Here is a 15,356-nt window from a genome sequence, read left to right on the forward strand (position 1 = left end):
AAGACACGGTGTTTAACCTTTCGCGCTCCGCTTTAATGACGGCATCGCTGTTCTCCGGCGATCTGCAGAACCTGCGCGTGGCGGTGCAGGACAGGATCCATCAGCCGTATCGCTCGGGCCTCATCGAAAATTACGACCAGGTGTTCCGCATGAGCTACGAGCTTGGCTCGCTCGGCACGTATGTGAGCGGCGCAGGCCCGACCATCATCTCCATGATCCCCACAGAGGGCGCGGAGGAGTTTATGAGCGCGTGCGATTCACATTTACAGGACCGCGGCATCAACGGCTGGCGTGTGGAGCTTCTGCATACCGACCCGCAGGGCGCGCGCATCATCATTGAATAACGAGAATTATCCCACAGGGGTTATGGAAAGGGAAGTGTTTCTATGGCATTGATCGTTCAGAAGTTCGGCGGTTCCTCCGTTAAGGACGCCGAGCATTTGAGAAATGTCGCCGATATCGTGACCGGCACATATAAGAACGGCAACGACGTGGTCGTTGTGGTTTCTGCGCAGGGCGATACAACGGACGACCTCATTGATAAAGCAAAAGAGATCAACCGAAACCCGTCTAAGCGCGAAATGGACCAGCTTTTGACGGCGGGCGAGCAGATCTCTGCTTCGCTGCTTGCTATGACGATTGAAGATTTGGGCTACCCGGTGGTCTCTTTGCTTGGCTGGCAGGCGGGCTTTTCCACCTCTACGGCTTACGGCAGCGCGCGCATTAAGCGTGTGAATCCGGAACGTATTAAGGCGGAGCTTTCAAAGCGCAACATCGTTGTTGTAACGGGCTTTCAGGGCGTCAACAAGTATGACGACATGACGACGCTGGGCCGCGGCGGCAGCGATACGAGCGCGGTGGCCATTGCGGCTTCCATGCACGCCGATCTGTGCCAGATCTATACGGATGTGGACGGCGTTTACACGGCAGACCCGCGCAAAATTCCGGCGGCGAGGAAGCTCGACGTCATCTCTTACGACGAGATGCTGGAGCTTGCGACGCTGGGCGCGCAGGTGCTGAATAACCGCTCGGTTGAAATGGCTAAAAAATATCATATTGAATTAGAGGTTCTTTCCAGCCTGACACGGGCTAAGGGAACGATCGTTAAGGAGGCTACCAACGTGGAAAAAATGCTCATCAGCGGTGTTGCAAAGGACGAAAACGTCGCCAGAATCTCTGTCATCGGCGTGCCGGATAAGCCGGGCCTTGCGTTCCGCATTTTCTCTAAGCTTGCACAGAAGAACGTAAACGTCGATATTATTTTGCAGTCCATCGGCAGAAACGGCACGAAGGACATCAGCTTCACCGTGGAAAAGGACAAGATGGACGCAACCATCGAGCTCATGCAGTCTTACGTAGAGACCATCGGCGCGAGCAGCGTTGTGTTTGACGACGACGTGGCAAAGGTTTCCATTGTCGGCGCGGGCATGGAATCTCACCCGGGCGTTGCTTCCGATATGTTCGAGGCGCTGTTTGAGGCGAACGTGAACATTCAGATGATCTCGACAAGCGAGATTAAAATTTCCGTGCTCATCAAGAAGGAAGACGCGAACAAGGCGGTTGCCGCCATCCACGCGAAGTTCTTTGAGCAGATCGGTCAGTGAGCTGACGTAAACACGCACGGCATTTTTTGAAATTGTAGGGAAATGAATTTGAAGTCACCCCTTGGCGCATACTAAGCGCCGGGGGTGATTTTATGTTTCCGAACGGTTTTGGCATGAACGGCTACTGGGGGCCGGAAAACTACGTTTTGGGCGCGGCGCTTTTCGACTGGCACAAGGATTTCGACGACCTGCCCGAGGAAGTGAAGGAATACCTCACACAGCACGAGTACGAAATTCACAGCGAAAATGACGTGGACCGCTTAGTCCGCACGTATAACCAGAAAAGGTAAAAAGAAAAGAGAAAGCGTGCGCCGGGGCAAGCTCGGTACACGTTTTCTCTTTTTCTATACACAGTATTTGATTTTAGAGGTTGAGCACGAGTTCGATTTCATCGTCATATTTGACATTTATACAAGCTCGGTTGCGGTGTGACCGGTCTTGGCGAAATCGCACAGACCTTCTATGCCGCAGAACACCATACTCTGCACGGCGGCGTCGGTGTAAAACGCCATGTGCTGCGTCATGATGACGTTCGGGAACTGGCGCAGGTAGGCCATATCGCGGTTCGAGATGATGTCGTCGCGGCGGTTCTCGTGGTAGATGCCGTCTTCTTTATCGAAAACGTCCAGCGCGAGCGCACCGATCTTCTGTGTTTCAATGCCGCGGATCATATCCGGAATATTCATCAGCTCGCCGCGGGCGCAGTTGATGATGGTGACGCCGTCCTTCATTTTGGCAATGGTCTCGGCGTTCACAAAGTGGCGGGTGCTCTCTAAAAGCGGCATGTGCAGCGAGATGATGTCGCACTCTTTGTAGAGCGTTTCGTTATCCACATAGGTGCAAAGTCCCTTGAGCGACGGGTTTTCGCGGATGTCGCTTGCTAAAATGCGGCAGCCGAAGCCGCTCAAATTTTTGATGACCGCCGCGCCGATTTTGCCGGTGCCGAGAATGCCGACGGTGAGGTTGCGCAGCTCGCGGCCCTGAAGACCCGCAAGGGAGTAGTCGTTGACCTGTGCGCGCCACAGGGCGGGCTTATACTTGCGCAGGCTAAGAAGTATGAGCATGACGGTGTAATCTGCCACGCCGTTCGGCGCGTAGTTGGAGTTGCACACCTTGAGGCCGAGCTCCTTTGCGGCGGTGAGGTCGATGTGGTCTGCGCCGATGGTGCGCGTGGAGATGTATTTTACGCCGCGCTCCTTGACGGCGGTGAGCAGGGCGCGGTCAAAACGTGTGCGACCGAGTATTGTGACGCCCTCGGCCCCGTTTACCGTATCGATGTTTTCGAGCGTTAGGTTATCCTCTGTTTCGGTGAGCTCCACGCCGAGCTTTTCGGCGATGAAGGCAAAGTCTTTCTGTTCGTCCCGGCGGACTTCATAAGCGGCAATTTTCATTTTTATATTCCTCTTTTCGGTAATGCGCAAGCGGGTTACAACGTCTGCTTTTGCGCGTTGAAGTGCTTACACCACAGCGCTTTAGTGCAAATTTTCGCGTATTAGTGTGTTACTATGTGATTATTATATATGCTGCGGTTTTTCACGTCAAGAGGGGAAAATGTTTAGAATACAGGTTGTATCTGAGCGGATTTTGTGCTAAAATGACTGTGAAATGAAACGAATGAAATCAGGTGCTTTATATGACGGACTGGGAAATGAAAGTGCATAATTTTATGTGCCTCAATAAATTCGTGAAAAAGGGCGAGATCGTATTTACGGGCTCCTCGCTGTGCGAGCTGTTCCCGATCAACGAGATGCTGCAAAACGTGGAGCCGCGCATCCGCGTGTACAACCGCGGCATCGGCGGCGACGTGACGGATGGACTTTTGGAGCGCATGGATGAATCGATTTTTGACCTCGAGCCGAAAAAGGTGTTCATCAACATCGGCACAAATGACATCAGCCGCCCGGAATATAAGCGCGAGCGCCTGATGAGCCAGTACAGAAAAATTCTGATGCAAATTCAGGCGCGTCTGCCCGAGACGAAAATTTACGTGATGAGCTATTACCCCGTGAACCGCGAGCTGCCCGGCGCAGACCCGGAAGCGGTGAAGGCGCAGTTCGGCGCGCGCACGAATGCGGAGCTGGAAGAAGTGAACGCCGAAGTGGAAAAAATGGCAGAGGAGCTCGGCTGCGCATACATCAATGTGTTCGACTGTCTGCTGGATGAAAAGGGCAATTTGAAAGCGGAATACACCATTGAGGGTATGCACATGTACGCAAACGGCTACGCGGTGGTGCTCGAAAAGCTGATGCCGTATCTGCTGGAGGAATGAACCCTTTAGAGGAGGTTATTTTGTATGATCAACGGTATTGAAAAGAAGAACATTTCCGTAAAAGAACTGAAAAAAGACGGGCGGTACTTAAACGCCGCGCTGTACACGCCGAAGACGGAGCCGGGCAAAACGTACCCGCTGGTTCTGTTTTTGCACGGCGCGGGCGAGCGCGGGGACGATTTAAATTTGGTGCTCGATTTCACGCCGGGCGCGGACACATTTATGACGGACGCGTGGCAGGCGGAGCACCCGTGCTTTGTCCTTGCGCCGCAGTGCCCGGAAGAACAGTGCTGGGTGCCGTATGTTGATTTACTGGCGCAATCGCTGCTCGAGATGGCGGCGCAGTACCCCGTGGACATCTGCCGCTTGTACGTGACGGGTGTTTCCATGGGCGGCGCGGGCACGTGGGAGCTGCTCACGCGCTACCCGCATAAGATCGCGGCGGCCATGCCGATTTGCGGCTATGCGGAGCCGTTTAAGCTACGCGCGGCAAAAGATGTGCCTGTGTGGGCGTTCCATGCCGAAGACGACCCCGTGGTGCCGGTGACGGGCTATTATCACTCGCCGCACGGCGCGGTGGGTGTGGGCTCGCGTATGGCGATGTCCTCGCTGCGCTCCTCCGGCAACCGTGACGCGCACTACACGGAGTATCCCGCGGGCGAAATGGAAAACGTGTACCACACGCACCCGCACGGTTCTTGGACGGCGGCGTACCAAAACAAAGAAGCGCTGGAGTGGATGTTCGGCAAAACGCGCTTTGACCGCTATGAAATCGAGTTCATCTGCCCGGGTGTGTTCTATATGGAGGACTACAACAACGACTCCATGTACCTTGTGGAGGGCAAAGAAAAGGCGCTGCTTATCGATACCGGCCTTGGTGGCGGCAACGTGAGGAAAATGGCGGAGAGCCTGACATCACTGCCCGTGGAGCTTGCCGTGACGCACGCGCACATTGACCATCTCCTGAGCGGCGATGTGTTCGAAAAATACTACATGAGCAAAAAAGACGTGCCGCTGCTGCCGCGTTTAAACGACGGTACGGGCAAGAATTTTACGGAAAAGGATGTTATCGACATCAAAGACGGCGACGTCATCGACCTTGGCGGCGGTGTGAAAATTGAAGTTGCCGAGGTGGAGGGGCACACGCCGGGCAGCGTCGTGTTCATCGACCGCGCGCATAAGTGCATGTTTACCGGAGACGCATTCGGCCTTTGGATGCAGGTGCCGCTTGCACGACCGATTTCGGAGTATAAAGCCGCGGTGCTGCGTCTGAAAGAAAAATTGCAGAAGCCCGGCTATACGGAGCTTGCGTTCCTCGGCGGCCACAGGCGGCAGGAGGGCGGCGAGGATCCGCAGGACAAATATGTGCCGAACAGCTATGAGAAGATTGACGACATGCTGACGCTGTGCGACCTCATTTTGGAAAAGAAAATCGAAGCGAAGCCGTTCCCGATGAATTTCGGCGAGCCGGCATTTATCTCCACCTATAAAACCGCGTACATGGTGTTTATGGAATCGGTAAGAAAATAAAAGAATAGACAAAACCGCGCCCTCAGGAGTTTTCCGGGAGCGCGGCTTTGCTTATAAAAAATCCGCACGGTCTGAGCGTTTAACAGGGGCCGGTGCGGATTTACTCGTAATTGGATTGATTGGTTTAAAACTGGATCATCGCAAATATGGATGCGCCGACGACGGTTAAAAGGCCGCACACGGCGATGGAGAGGCCACTCATGGCTTCTTCAATCTCGCCGAACTCACGCGCACGGGAGGTGCCCATGGCGTGCGCACCGGTGCCGCAGGACACGCCGATGGCGACCGGGTGCTTGATGCGGAACAGTTTGAAGATGGCGGCCGCCGCGACGTTGCCGAAGAGACCCGTCACGATGATGGACGCGACGGTGACGGACACCATGCCGCCGAGCTCTTCCGAAAGACCCATGCCGATGGCAGTGGTGATGGACTTCGGCAGCAGTGTGACATACTGGGTGTGGTCAAGCCCGAATGCCATGCTCAAAACAAGTACGCCGCCGAGGCACGCGAACATGCCGGCCAAAATGCCGCCGATGATGGCGACCGGGTACTTTTTGAGGTACACGAGCTTTTCATACAACGGGATGGCAAGGCAGACGGTGGTGGGTGTGAGCATGTTCTGGAAGAAAATGGCACCCGTGCCGTCGTATGTGCCGTCGGCTTTCGGCTTGCCATACAGGTAGACGTTGTAATCGATGCCGCTGACGAGCATGAAGATGATGAGAATCACGCAGGAGACGAGCAGCGGGTTCAAAATGGACGACTTAAAGCGCTTTTGAATGGCGCAGGCGAGCACATAGGCGACGCCGGTGATGAAGATGCCGAAAAACGAGGTATTCGACGCAATATCATTTAACATCGGTTTGTTCCTCCTTTTCGCATGCTTCAAGCGCTTCTGCGCGCTCTTCCTTTTCTTCTTTGGTCTGTAAACGGATGAGTCCCTGTGTGGTCAGGCCGGAGACCGCCATGGTGAGGACGGTAGTCGCGAGGGAGATGACAACGATGGGAATGAGAATGTCTTTGTAGCTGTCATAGCTCGTAATGAGACCGACAGTGGGACCGACGAACATGACGGGCATGAGGCCGATGAGCCAATCGGCCGTGGCTTTTACGTGGTCAAGCCTTATGATATGTGTGACGAGCAGGAGCAGCATGAGCAAAAGACCGTAGATGCTGCTCGGCACGGGCAGGGGAATGAGGTAGTGCAGCAGTTCACCGATAAACGAGACCGTTGCAATCAGGGAAATTTCGGAAAAGTGCTTCACGCGGTGACGGCCTCCTTTGCTTCTTTCTTTTCGGAAGCAGGCTCGGCTTCTTCAGGCAGCGGCTTTGCGGCGAACATACTGGCAACGATAGGCCCGATGATCTGGTGGACGACCGTTGCGATGACGCAGGGCAGGATGGCCATGGTATCCGGGAACGCGGTCTTTGCGAGCGTGCAGGAAAGGCCGGAGTTCTGCAGACCAACCTCAAGCGACAGCGTGCGGACCTTCTTTTCGTTAAAGCGGAACACCTTGGCGGTGACGTAGCCCGCGAGCAGGCCGAGCACATGGTGCAGCGCAACGGCGAGCACGGTAACGAGCACGACGGTGACGCCGTGGGTTGTGAACTGGTCGCGGTTCGGGCCGACACACAGACCCTCCACGAGGATGATGCAGGCGGTGGAAGCCTTGACAAGGAAATCTTTAAGGCCGTTTACGCGGTCGCCGAGCGCGGTGTGTACCGCGATACCGAGAAGGATCGGCAGCAGGACGACGAGCACGATGCTGATGAACATGTTCCAGAAGTTGACGTCAATCCACTGACCGGCGAGCACGAGCGTGAGGGACGGGGTGAGCACCGGCGCAAGCAATGTGGTGCACATGGTGATGGTGATGGAGAGCGCCACGTCACCCTTTGCAAGGAACGTCATGACGTTTGATGCGGTGCCGCCGGGCACGCAGCCGAGCAGAACGAGGCCGACGGCAATCTGTGCGCGGACGGTGGGGTCACCCACACCCGTGAGGGACAGCAGCGATGCGACAAGCCAGCCGAAGCCTGCCATGAAGACGTACTGGCTGCAAATGCCGATAAGCACATCGGTCGGCTTTTTGAAGATGTACTTGAAGTCGTCGGCTTTAAGCGTCATGCCCATGCCGAACATGATGACGCACAGGAGCATGTTGACGAAGCCGAAGCTCGGGAAGTTTTCTTTCAGGAACGGGATGCCGGAAAGGTCAATCGAGATGTTCTGGCCCATCCACACAAACGGCTGCGGAACAAGCAGGGAGAAGACGACCATGGGAACCGTCAAACACAGGAGCACATTTTTGGAGAAGAAAGTTTTGAATTTCTGTAATGCGGACATAGGAAATTACCCCTTTTTGAGCGTAAAACAGGCGGCAGAGACGAACTCGTGCCGCCCTGTTTCGTTTTTCTTACCTTTTATAGGATTCTTAAATCATTTCTTTGCGGCTTTGAAAGCACGACCCTTGGCGTTTTCGCGGCGCATGGACTCGAGGAAGTTCTCACGCGTAACGCCCTGCGGCATGTGCGCCCACTCGGTCGTCTGCATGAATTTATCCGCCATTTTGTCGAACTCGGATTCCTGGATTTCCACGTCGTCGAAGCAAACCGGCAGGCCGATGGAATCGTTGAACTGCATCAGGCGGTCTTCTTCCTCGAACTGGCCGGCATGCTCCAAGAGGCACAGCACGCCGAGCGAAACGACCTCGCCGTGCAGGTGATGGTGGCCGTGCTCTGTGACGGTGGAGCCGTAGTAGACACAGTGGGCGAGCGTGGAGTTGTAATAATAATCATTTACGGTGGTCATCATGTTGGAGACGATGCCGGTGGAAACGATGATATCGAGCGTGACCTGGTCGAGCGCGAAGGATGCCGTTTTGTTGCGGATGGAAGCGAGCGCCTCTTTGCCGTACTGCACGAGCGGATCGGTGCAGACGCGGCTGACCTGACGGCCCATGAGCGGGGTGTGGGCGAGCGTGTCGTCTTTCGATGAGAAGATGGCTTCACACTCCTTGCTCAGCGCGTCGCCGATGCCGGCCCAAAAGAGCTGCTCCGGGGAATCTGCAATGACGGCGGAGTTGATGAAGCAGTGGTTTGCGAGCTTCGGGTAATAATACTCGCGGAAGGAGCCGTCTGTATTATAGATTACGGAGATGGCGGTGACGGAAGCGCAGTTCGACGCAACGGTCGGGAAGGTAAAGAGCGGCTTATCAAGCTTATCGGCGACATACTTGCCGGTATCGCAGGCGCGGCCGCCGCCCATGGCAAAGATCATGTCGGCTTTCTGCACGAGCGGGTTTGCGATAAGCGCATCGCCGTTTTCGTAGGTGGAATCGCCGCCGTAGGGGAGGAAGCCCAAAAGCTCGACGTCGGAGCCTTCTACGCCTTTAAGCAGAGCCGGTTTTGCTTTTTCCATAGCGGTCTCGCCGCCGAGGACAACAGCCGTTTTGCCGAAGAAGCGCGTGACATACGGCACCTCGTTGTAGCAATCCGGGCCGATGGAATAGCTCGGCAGATGTACGCTGTAATTGACATTGTAGTTTTCCATGATAAACGCTCCTTTGGATCTCCTTTTGAGATCGCTTAAATAAATTGAAATAAGAAAATGAAATAAAAAACGCTTTACTGGAAGTTAGGGTGTGGAACAGTGGAGTAAAGAAGCAGTACCACGCGAAGACAGTGCACAAGATGCGTAAACAGATTTTTCGTCAGGGCGTACAGAAATTCCGCAGGCAGGCTGGCGCCTGTCAAGGGATTTATGTGCGGAATGGCGGAAAATATGCAAGCATATTGTGTGCTGAGCCGTCAGGCGTTCTTTGCGCGGTACTGCTTCAAAATAAAAAAATCCTGAAAGTCTCTTTAAGACCTTCAGGACGTGTAAATCACGCGGTACCACCTGAATTCAGGGCGTTTGCCCTGCACTTAACGGAATCCAGCAATTCCTTCTTCTGTAACGGGAAGAACCCGTCAGCCTCTACTCGTTCTCTTTGGAAGCTGCCGCTCCGGAGGGATGATCACACGGGGTTGCCTGCGGCGCTTTCACCACCCGCCGCTCGCTTTGAGGAAGATGCCGTGCGCTTGTCTCCATCAACGCTTTGTGACTATTATTTTATACGTCTTCCGGCAAAAAAACAAGCATCATAATTTGAAAGATGTTTAAACCGAAATTGCATTTATTTGTGGATTTCATCAAAAAGCACTTTGAATTTACAAGTTGCATCGCTGCTTCTTGCTTATTTGGGCTGGCAGGTATGCAAATTTTCTGCCGCGGCACGGTTTATGCCAAAGGGCAAAAGGCGACACTTTCATGTACATAACACAGTTTGGCCCCGAACAGACGCGTTATGCGGCTTTGAACCGAAAAATTTGCGCAGTCTGCACAAAGGCGTTTGCTACAACTAACTTTGTGTTTGACTAAACGCCGAAAATGGGGCTGAGCGCGTCTTTTTGGGGCAAAAAGTGTTGACAAATTTTGAATGGGGCGGTATGATTAGTGACGGTTAGAGCGATCTAACCTATTTTACAGCATCTGGGTTAGCAAAAACTAATTTGTGCAGCCTAACCGTGCCGTCTCGGCGCGGAGAATTTTCAGGAAAGAGGGAAAAACTGTGATGCCGTTGTCATTTGCCACAGAGGGCGAAGAAAACATCATCAAGCAGGTAGGCGGAAAAGCGGAAGTCCGTGCTCACCTCGAAAACCTCGGCTTTGTAGCCGGCGCCGCCGTGAAGGTCATCACCTCCATGGGCGGAAATATCATTGTTAACATTAAGGACTCTCGTGTAGCAATCAGCCGCGAGATGGCCGCTAAGATCATGATATAAGGAGGAAGAACCAATGAAGACACTGAAAGAAGTCAAGATCGGCGAGACCTGCAAGGTTGTTCGTCTGCATGGCGAGGGTGCCGTAAAGCGCCGCATCATGGACATGGGCATCACGAAGGGCGTGGACGTTTTCGTCCGCAAGGTTGCGCCGCTCGGCGACCCGGTGGAAGTAACGGTTCGCGGCTATGAGCTTTCCTTGCGCAAAGCGGATGCCGAGATGATCGAGGTCGAGTAAGGCACCACCAAACAGGGCACGCCTGACGGCTTGGTACTCGATCTGCTTGCATATTTTCCGCCATGCCGGACGTAAATCCCTTGACAGGCGTCAGCCTGTCTGCGGGCTTTCCGTACAGCCTGACGAAAAATCTGACGGCGCATCTCGCGCACCATCCCCGTTTGCTGCTGCCTTTGTCAGTTTAATGTGTTAATTTTTGCTCGAAGGTTAGCAAATCCTAACCTTTGGGTTTAATCTTATCGGAAGGATATGAGTAACAGATGAAGATCAAAATTGCCCTTGCCGGCAACCCGAACTGCGGTAAAACAACGCTGTTCAACGCGCTGACCGGCTCCAACCAGTTCGTCGGCAACTGGCCGGGCGTTACGGTCGAGAAGAAGGAAGGCAAGCTGAAGAAGCACGACGACGTTGTGATCACGGACTTGCCGGGTATCTACTCCCTTTCTCCGTACACGCTGGAAGAAGTTGTTGCACGTAACTACCTCATTCAGGAGAGACCTGAAGCCATCCTTAATATTATCGATGGTACGAACCTTGAGCGCAACCTCTACCTGACCACCCAGCTCGTTGAGCTCGGTATTCCGGTCGTTGTTGCGGTCAACATGATGGACGTCGTAAATAAGAACGGCGACAAGATCGACACCAACGCACTGGGCAAGGCGCTCGGCTGCAAGGTCGTTGAGATTTCCGCTTTGAAGGGCACCGGCATTGAGGAAGCAGCAGAAGCCGCTATCCATGCAGCCCAGAACACGAAGACGGTCCCGCAGCACAGCTTCAGCGGTGTGGTTGAGCACGCGATTGCACACATTGAAGAGGTTGCCGTACATACCCTCCCCGAGGAGCAGCAGCGCTTCTTCGCAATTAAGATCTTTGAGCGCGACGAGAAAATCATTGAGCAGCTGGGCCTTACGCAGGACAATCGCAAGCACATTGAAACGGACATTGAAGCAGCTGAAAAAGAGCTTGATGACGACGCGGAAAGCATCATCACGAACGAGCGCTATGTTTACATTGCTTCCATCATCAAGCAGTGCTACAAGAAAAAGAACAACGGCGGTCTTACCGTTTCCGATAAGATCGATAAGGTCGTAACGAACCGTATTCTGGCTCTGCCGATCTTTGCAGTTGTTATGTTTATTGTTTACTACATTTCCGTTACGACGGTCGGTACGGTTGCGACAGACTGGGCGAACGACGGTGTGTTCGGCGACGGTTGGCATCTGTTCGGCATCGGCGCAGGCGAGTACGAAGACGTTTCCGGCGAGTTCGGCGATGCGGCAAATGTCATCGACGCATTCGTAACGGCTGAAGGTGCGGACGACGTTGCAGACGCCATCGACACCGAGAGCGACACGTTTGACGCGGCAGCGGCGGCTTCTGCGCTGGATACGTTTGCAGCTTCCGTTTCTGACGATGCAACAGCGGATTACACCCTCGTGGATGAAGAAACGCTGGCGGAAGAGGATGTCACCTACACAGGCGCAGAGCTCAAGGAAGCGGTTGCGACCTATGCGTCCTACGGCTGCGAAGAGCCGGATCCGGCCGATTACGGCGTTTGGGTTCCGGGCTTGCCGGGCATCATCGAAAGCGGTCTGGACGCTGTAAATTGCGCAGACTGGCTGAAGGGCCTCATCCTTGACGGTATCGTAGCCGGTGTTGGCGCAGTTCTCGGCTTCGTTCCGCAGATGCTCGTTCTGTTCATCTTCCTTGCATTCCTCGAGTCTTGCGGTTACATGGCGCGTATCGCGTTCGTTATGGACCGTATCTTCCGTAAGTTCGGCCTTTCCGGTAAGTCCTTCATTCCGATCCTCATCGGTACGGGCTGCGGCGTGCCGGGCATCATGGCTTCCCGTACGATTGAAAACGAGCGTGACCGCCGTATGACCATCATGACGACCACGTTCATCCCCTGCGGCGCCAAGCTTCCGTTCATCGCAATGATCGCGGGTGCTATCTTCGGCGGCGCACCGTGGGTTGCTCCGAGCGCATATTTCCTCGGCATTGTAGCGATTATCTGCTCCGGTATCATTCTGAAGAAGACGAAGATGTTTGCGGGCGATCCGGCTCCGTTCGTTATGGAGCTGCCGGCTTACCACTGGCCGACCGTCAGCAATGTGCTCCGCTCTATGTGGGAGCGCGGCTGGTCCTTCATTAAGAAGGCAGGCACCATCATCCTTCTGTCTACCATCATTGTTTGGTTCACCACCTATTTCGGTGTTGTCGACGGCGCGTTCAGAATGCTCACCGAAGACGAGATCAGCAACAGCATTCTTGCTACCATCGGCAACGCGATTGCTTGGATCTTTGCACCGCTTGGCTGGGGCAACTGGCAGGCCGCTGTGGCTTCCATCACCGGTCTTGTTGCGAAGGAGAACATTGTCGGTACGCTTGGTATCCTCTATGGCGGCGGTGACGGCACGGTTTACAGCAACATGGCTTCCCACTTCACGGTAGTCAGTGGCTATGCGTTCCTTGCGTTCAACCTCCTGTGCGCACCTTGCTTTGCGGCAATCGGTGCAATCAAGCGTGAGATGAACAACGCAAAGTGGACCTGGTTCGCAATCGGTTATCAGTGCGGCTTTGCTTATCTTGTAGCGTTCGTCATCAACCAGCTCGGCAGCATTGCACTCGGCACGGCGAATGTCTTCGGCATCATCGTTTCCATCGTGCTCATCGTGCTCTTTATCTTCCTGCTGGTTCGCCCGTATAAGGAGAGCACCACGCTGTCCAACAGAGCCGTTAAGGTTAAGTAATCTTACTCCGTAATTTAAATTCGCAAATTCAGGAATTATCCAAGCCGAAAGGAGAGATCGTTATGCTGACTTGGCTTTCGCAAAACATAGGAACGATAATCGTGTTACTGGTCGTTGTTCTCATCGTCGCTGCGATCGTAAAATCGATGAGGCGGGATAAGAAAAACGGCAAGTCCTCCTGCGGCGGCAACTGCGCGGCTTGCCGCGGCGGCTGTATGCACGCACAGAAGTAAAGACCGCGAGGCCTCCGTTAACCATAAACATGGAGGCAGCACCGATAGGCGTTCTTTGTTCGGTGTTGCCTCTACCTCCTGAAAGGCGGGCACAACTTGGAAACAGGTTGTGCCCGTTTTGCGTATTGTAAGAAACTTTTCAGTTGAATTCCCGGTTTTGCGTGCTATAATGAAAATGCAGAGATATGCGCTGCATTCGGTTTGTTTTACAAAAGACGGGAGGCCTTTTTAGTGGAGAATAAAAGAAGCGTCACCGTAGTGGCGGCGCTTGTGCGTGAGGGAAATAAATTTCTCATCGGGCAGCGGCCGGAAGGCAAAGCCCGCGCAGGCATGTGGGAATTCATCGGCGGCAAAACGGAGCCGAATGAAACGAACGAGGAAGCCCTCATCCGCGAGTGCAGGGAAGAGATCGGCGTTACGGTAGAAGTGGGCACGCTTTTTATGGACGTACTGCATGACTACCCGGATCTGTTCGTACACCTGTTTGTCTATAACGCGAAGATCACAGAGGGCGAGCCGCAGCGGCTTGAGCATCAGGATTTTCGCTGGATCACGCCCGGGGAGATCGACAACGTTGTGTTCTGTCCCGCAGATGTGGATGTGCTCGCGAAGATCAAGGCGGAGTTTCCTGCCGGGGGAGCAAACTGATGCGCCCCACTTTGCGCACGCTGTTTTTGCACGGCGGTGATATTTTGAAATCTCCGGGTATGCAGATTGCAAAAGAGAACATGCAGCACGGGTCTGTGAGCGTGTTTGAGCACTCCGTGTGCGTGGCGCTTGTGTGCCTGTGGCTCGTGCACCGACTGCACCTAAAAGTGAACCAGCGCGCTCTTGTGCGCGGCGCTTTGCTGCACGATTATTTCCTCTACGATTGGCACACGCCCGATCCCGCGCACAGGCTGCACGGGTTTCGACACGCCGGAACGGCTCTGCGCAATGCCGACCGCGACTTTGAGCTGAATGACACGGAGCGCGACATGATCAAAAAGCACATGTTTCCGTTAAATCCCGCCCCGCCGCGGTTCAAAGAAACGGCTGTTTTGTGCCTTGCCGATAAATACTGCGCGCTGCGCGAGACCGTTTTGCAGCGGAAAAAAGCGAATAAGCGAAAATAGCAAAAGCTCCCGCGGAGAAAATTTGCGGGAGCTTTTTGTATGATTGGTTTTGGGTTGAGCTTCGGAATATTTCGCTTGGTTAATCAAAAAGCACGCGAGAGAACGTCTATCTGTGTGATGATATCGCGCAGGCGGTCTCCGGCAACGATGTATTCCAGCGCGTCGTCCGGCGTATCAAAGTATTGTTCGGTATCCGGCTGGTTCCAGAGATAGGCCATGATCCGATGCTCCGGTTTCGGTTGGCAGCCGCTCATTCCGAAATGAACGCCTTTCCATTCGAATTCAATTTCATCTCCGCGCCCTATGCAGTCCTTGAATTCCTCAATAGATTCAAAACGATCGTCTTCCAGAGTGTTGCAAGCAGGAAAAATAGTGTCCATATCGTTACCTCCATATTGTTTGAATTCGGGGACATTTCCGTCCCAATAATTTTTAGTGTCGCCTCAATGAAAATGGTTGTGTTCCCAGACTAGTTCGTGGTCGTGCGGTATGGAATGGTGGCGTGGGTAACCGTGATCCGAAAAATGTTGTTCTGAAACCGCTTTGCCATCTTCACCGATTTTGGTAAGTCGAAGATTTCCATTTTTGTCTTTGGTAGTTTTAATTTCTCCCGGTTTACCTATAAATCTTTCGTCGTCCGGTTTCTTAGGTTTCCATTCGCCGCCATAAGCACTGCCCATGCCTTTTTCTTCTTGCTGGGGGAATACATAACCTCTTTTTATCAGTATAGCACGGCTTTTGACAGGAGACAACTGTCCTGTGAGATATTTTGCATATTTTGAAGACTTGCT

General features: G+C 53.8%; 17 protein-coding genes, 1 pseudogene and 1 other annotated feature. Of the genes and pseudogenes, 11 read left to right on the forward strand and 7 right to left on the reverse strand.

Features of this window, described 5'->3' with window-relative positions; all coding sequences use genetic code 11:
* The 3 genes and pseudogenes from ACLTX1_RS11475 to ACLTX1_RS11485 form a co-directional block, all read left to right on the forward strand.
* Positions 1-344, forward strand: a pseudogene (locus ACLTX1_RS11475) (homoserine kinase); the annotation flags it as partial.
* 42 nt (positions 345-386) lie between these two features.
* Positions 387-1,604: an aspartate kinase gene (locus ACLTX1_RS11480; RefSeq protein ID WP_176820340.1), complete on the forward strand. Its 1,218-nt coding sequence runs from the start codon at positions 387-389 to the stop codon at positions 1,602-1,604.
* Positions 1,605-1,696: 92 nt separating this feature from the next.
* Positions 1,697-1,894 carry a hypothetical protein gene (locus ACLTX1_RS11485; protein WP_308448901.1) on the forward strand — a complete coding sequence of 66 codons (198 nt, stop codon included), beginning with the start codon at positions 1,697-1,699 and terminating at the stop codon, positions 1,892-1,894.
* Positions 1,895-2,011: 117 nt separating this feature from the next.
* Here ACLTX1_RS11485 and ACLTX1_RS11490 read toward each other — a convergent pair whose 3' ends face one another.
* The gene (locus tag ACLTX1_RS11490) at positions 2,012-2,995 is read right to left on the reverse strand and encodes a D-isomer specific 2-hydroxyacid dehydrogenase family protein (RefSeq protein WP_412330964.1); all 984 of its coding nucleotides are present in this window, start codon (positions 2,993-2,995) and stop codon (positions 2,012-2,014) included.
* A 257-nt stretch (positions 2,996-3,252) separates the two neighbouring features.
* Here ACLTX1_RS11490 and ACLTX1_RS11495 point away from each other — a divergent pair, with 257 nt between their 5' ends.
* Entirely contained in the window at positions 3,253-3,873 is a 621-nt protein-coding gene (locus ACLTX1_RS11495) for a GDSL-type esterase/lipase family protein (RefSeq protein ID WP_308448899.1), read from the forward strand.
* 24 nt (positions 3,874-3,897) lie between these two features.
* The gene (locus ACLTX1_RS11500; RefSeq protein WP_412330965.1) at positions 3,898-5,403 is read left to right on the forward strand and encodes an MBL fold metallo-hydrolase; all 1,506 of its coding nucleotides are present in this window, start codon (positions 3,898-3,900) and stop codon (positions 5,401-5,403) included.
* 124 nt (positions 5,404-5,527) lie between these two features.
* On the opposite strand, the gene ACLTX1_RS11505 is transcribed toward ACLTX1_RS11500, so the two are convergent.
* From ACLTX1_RS11505 to ACLTX1_RS11520, 4 genes are all read right to left on the reverse strand, one after another.
* Entirely contained in the window at positions 5,528-6,262 is a 735-nt protein-coding gene (locus ACLTX1_RS11505; RefSeq protein ID WP_412330966.1) for an LrgB family protein, read from the reverse strand.
* A complete protein-coding gene (locus ACLTX1_RS11510; RefSeq protein ID WP_412330967.1) occupies positions 6,252-6,668 on the reverse strand; it encodes a CidA/LrgA family protein in 417 nt (138 codons plus the stop codon). The genes ACLTX1_RS11505 and ACLTX1_RS11510 overlap by 11 nt, the downstream gene beginning before the upstream one ends.
* The gene (locus ACLTX1_RS11515; protein WP_412330968.1) at positions 6,665-7,750 is read right to left on the reverse strand and encodes a bile acid:sodium symporter family protein; all 1,086 of its coding nucleotides are present in this window, start codon (positions 7,748-7,750) and stop codon (positions 6,665-6,667) included. The genes ACLTX1_RS11510 and ACLTX1_RS11515 overlap by 4 nt, the downstream gene beginning before the upstream one ends.
* Positions 7,751-7,843: 93 nt before the next feature.
* The gene (locus ACLTX1_RS11520; protein ID WP_412330969.1) at positions 7,844-8,956 is read right to left on the reverse strand and encodes an iron-containing alcohol dehydrogenase family protein; all 1,113 of its coding nucleotides are present in this window, start codon (positions 8,954-8,956) and stop codon (positions 7,844-7,846) included.
* A gap of 318 nt (positions 8,957-9,274) precedes the next feature.
* Positions 9,275-9,508, reverse strand: a binding site (T-box leader).
* A gap of 508 nt (positions 9,509-10,016) precedes the next feature.
* Between ACLTX1_RS11520 and ACLTX1_RS11525 the strand changes: the two genes are divergently transcribed.
* The 6 genes from ACLTX1_RS11525 (at position 10,017) to ACLTX1_RS11550 (ending at position 14,565) form a co-directional block, all read left to right on the forward strand.
* Positions 10,017-10,229, forward strand: a complete 213-nt coding sequence (locus tag ACLTX1_RS11525) for a FeoA family protein (protein WP_176820350.1) — start codon at positions 10,017-10,019, stop codon at positions 10,227-10,229.
* A 13-nt stretch (positions 10,230-10,242) separates the two neighbouring features.
* Entirely contained in the window at positions 10,243-10,464 is a 222-nt protein-coding gene (locus ACLTX1_RS11530) for a FeoA family protein (RefSeq protein WP_176820351.1), read from the forward strand.
* 260 nt (positions 10,465-10,724) lie between these two features.
* Positions 10,725-13,217, forward strand: coding sequence for a ferrous iron transport protein B (gene feoB, locus ACLTX1_RS11535; protein WP_412330970.1), 2,493 nt, complete (start codon positions 10,725-10,727; stop codon positions 13,215-13,217).
* A 62-nt stretch (positions 13,218-13,279) separates the two neighbouring features.
* On the forward strand, positions 13,280-13,450 hold the full coding sequence (locus ACLTX1_RS11540) for a FeoB-associated Cys-rich membrane protein (RefSeq protein ID WP_176820353.1): 171 nt from the start codon (positions 13,280-13,282) through the stop codon (positions 13,448-13,450).
* A 231-nt stretch (positions 13,451-13,681) separates the two neighbouring features.
* On the forward strand, positions 13,682-14,098 hold the full coding sequence (locus tag ACLTX1_RS11545) for a (deoxy)nucleoside triphosphate pyrophosphohydrolase (protein WP_412263891.1): 417 nt from the start codon (positions 13,682-13,684) through the stop codon (positions 14,096-14,098).
* Positions 14,098-14,565 carry an HD domain-containing protein gene (locus ACLTX1_RS11550; protein ID WP_395590472.1) on the forward strand — a complete coding sequence of 156 codons (468 nt, stop codon included), beginning with the start codon at positions 14,098-14,100 and terminating at the stop codon, positions 14,563-14,565. The genes ACLTX1_RS11545 and ACLTX1_RS11550 overlap by 1 nt, the downstream gene beginning before the upstream one ends.
* Positions 14,566-14,648: 83 nt before the next feature.
* Here ACLTX1_RS11550 and ACLTX1_RS11555 read toward each other — a convergent pair whose 3' ends face one another.
* Positions 14,649-14,945, reverse strand: coding sequence for a hypothetical protein (locus ACLTX1_RS11555; RefSeq protein ID WP_412263889.1), 297 nt, complete (start codon positions 14,943-14,945; stop codon positions 14,649-14,651).
* Between the two features lie 63 nt (positions 14,946-15,008).
* Entirely contained in the window at positions 15,009-15,245 is a 237-nt protein-coding gene (locus ACLTX1_RS11560; protein WP_412263888.1) for a hypothetical protein, read from the reverse strand.
* Between the last annotated feature and the right edge of the window lie 111 nt (positions 15,246-15,356).

The organism is Hominenteromicrobium sp. (assembly GCF_046974225.1).
GTDB classification, from domain to species: Bacteria; Bacillota; Clostridia; order Oscillospirales; family Acutalibacteraceae; genus Hominenteromicrobium; species Hominenteromicrobium mulieris.

Excerpts from the sequence above, each read along its gene's own strand:
- feoB (WP_412330970.1), top strand. The coding sequence starts at position 10,725 with ATGAAGATCAAAATTGCCCTTGCCGGCAACCCGAACTGCGGTAAAACA.
- ACLTX1_RS11495 (WP_308448899.1), top strand. The coding sequence starts at position 3,253 with ATGAAAGTGCATAATTTTATGTGCCTCAATAAATTCGTGAAAAAGGGC.
- ACLTX1_RS11520 (WP_412330969.1), bottom strand. The coding sequence starts at position 8,956 with ATGGAAAACTACAATGTCAATTACAGCGTACATCTGCCGAGCTATTCC.
- ACLTX1_RS11560 (WP_412263888.1), bottom strand. The coding sequence starts at position 15,245 with ATGGGCAGTGCTTATGGCGGCGAATGGAAACCTAAGAAACCGGACGAC.
- ACLTX1_RS11490 (WP_412330964.1), bottom strand. The coding sequence starts at position 2,995 with ATGAAAATTGCCGCTTATGAAGTCCGCCGGGACGAACAGAAAGACTTT.
- ACLTX1_RS11555 (WP_412263889.1), bottom strand. The coding sequence starts at position 14,945 with ATGGACACTATTTTTCCTGCTTGCAACACTCTGGAAGACGATCGTTTT.
- ACLTX1_RS11530 (WP_176820351.1), top strand. The coding sequence starts at position 10,243 with ATGAAGACACTGAAAGAAGTCAAGATCGGCGAGACCTGCAAGGTTGTT.
- ACLTX1_RS11515 (WP_412330968.1), bottom strand. The coding sequence starts at position 7,750 with ATGTCCGCATTACAGAAATTCAAAACTTTCTTCTCCAAAAATGTGCTC.
- ACLTX1_RS11480 (WP_176820340.1), top strand. The coding sequence starts at position 387 with ATGGCATTGATCGTTCAGAAGTTCGGCGGTTCCTCCGTTAAGGACGCC.
- ACLTX1_RS11540 (WP_176820353.1), top strand. The coding sequence starts at position 13,280 with ATGCTGACTTGGCTTTCGCAAAACATAGGAACGATAATCGTGTTACTG.
- ACLTX1_RS11550 (WP_395590472.1), top strand. The coding sequence starts at position 14,098 with ATGCGCCCCACTTTGCGCACGCTGTTTTTGCACGGCGGTGATATTTTG.
- ACLTX1_RS11505 (WP_412330966.1), bottom strand. The coding sequence starts at position 6,262 with ATGTTAAATGATATTGCGTCGAATACCTCGTTTTTCGGCATCTTCATC.
- ACLTX1_RS11485 (WP_308448901.1), top strand. The coding sequence starts at position 1,697 with ATGTTTCCGAACGGTTTTGGCATGAACGGCTACTGGGGGCCGGAAAAC.
- ACLTX1_RS11500 (WP_412330965.1), top strand. The coding sequence starts at position 3,898 with ATGATCAACGGTATTGAAAAGAAGAACATTTCCGTAAAAGAACTGAAA.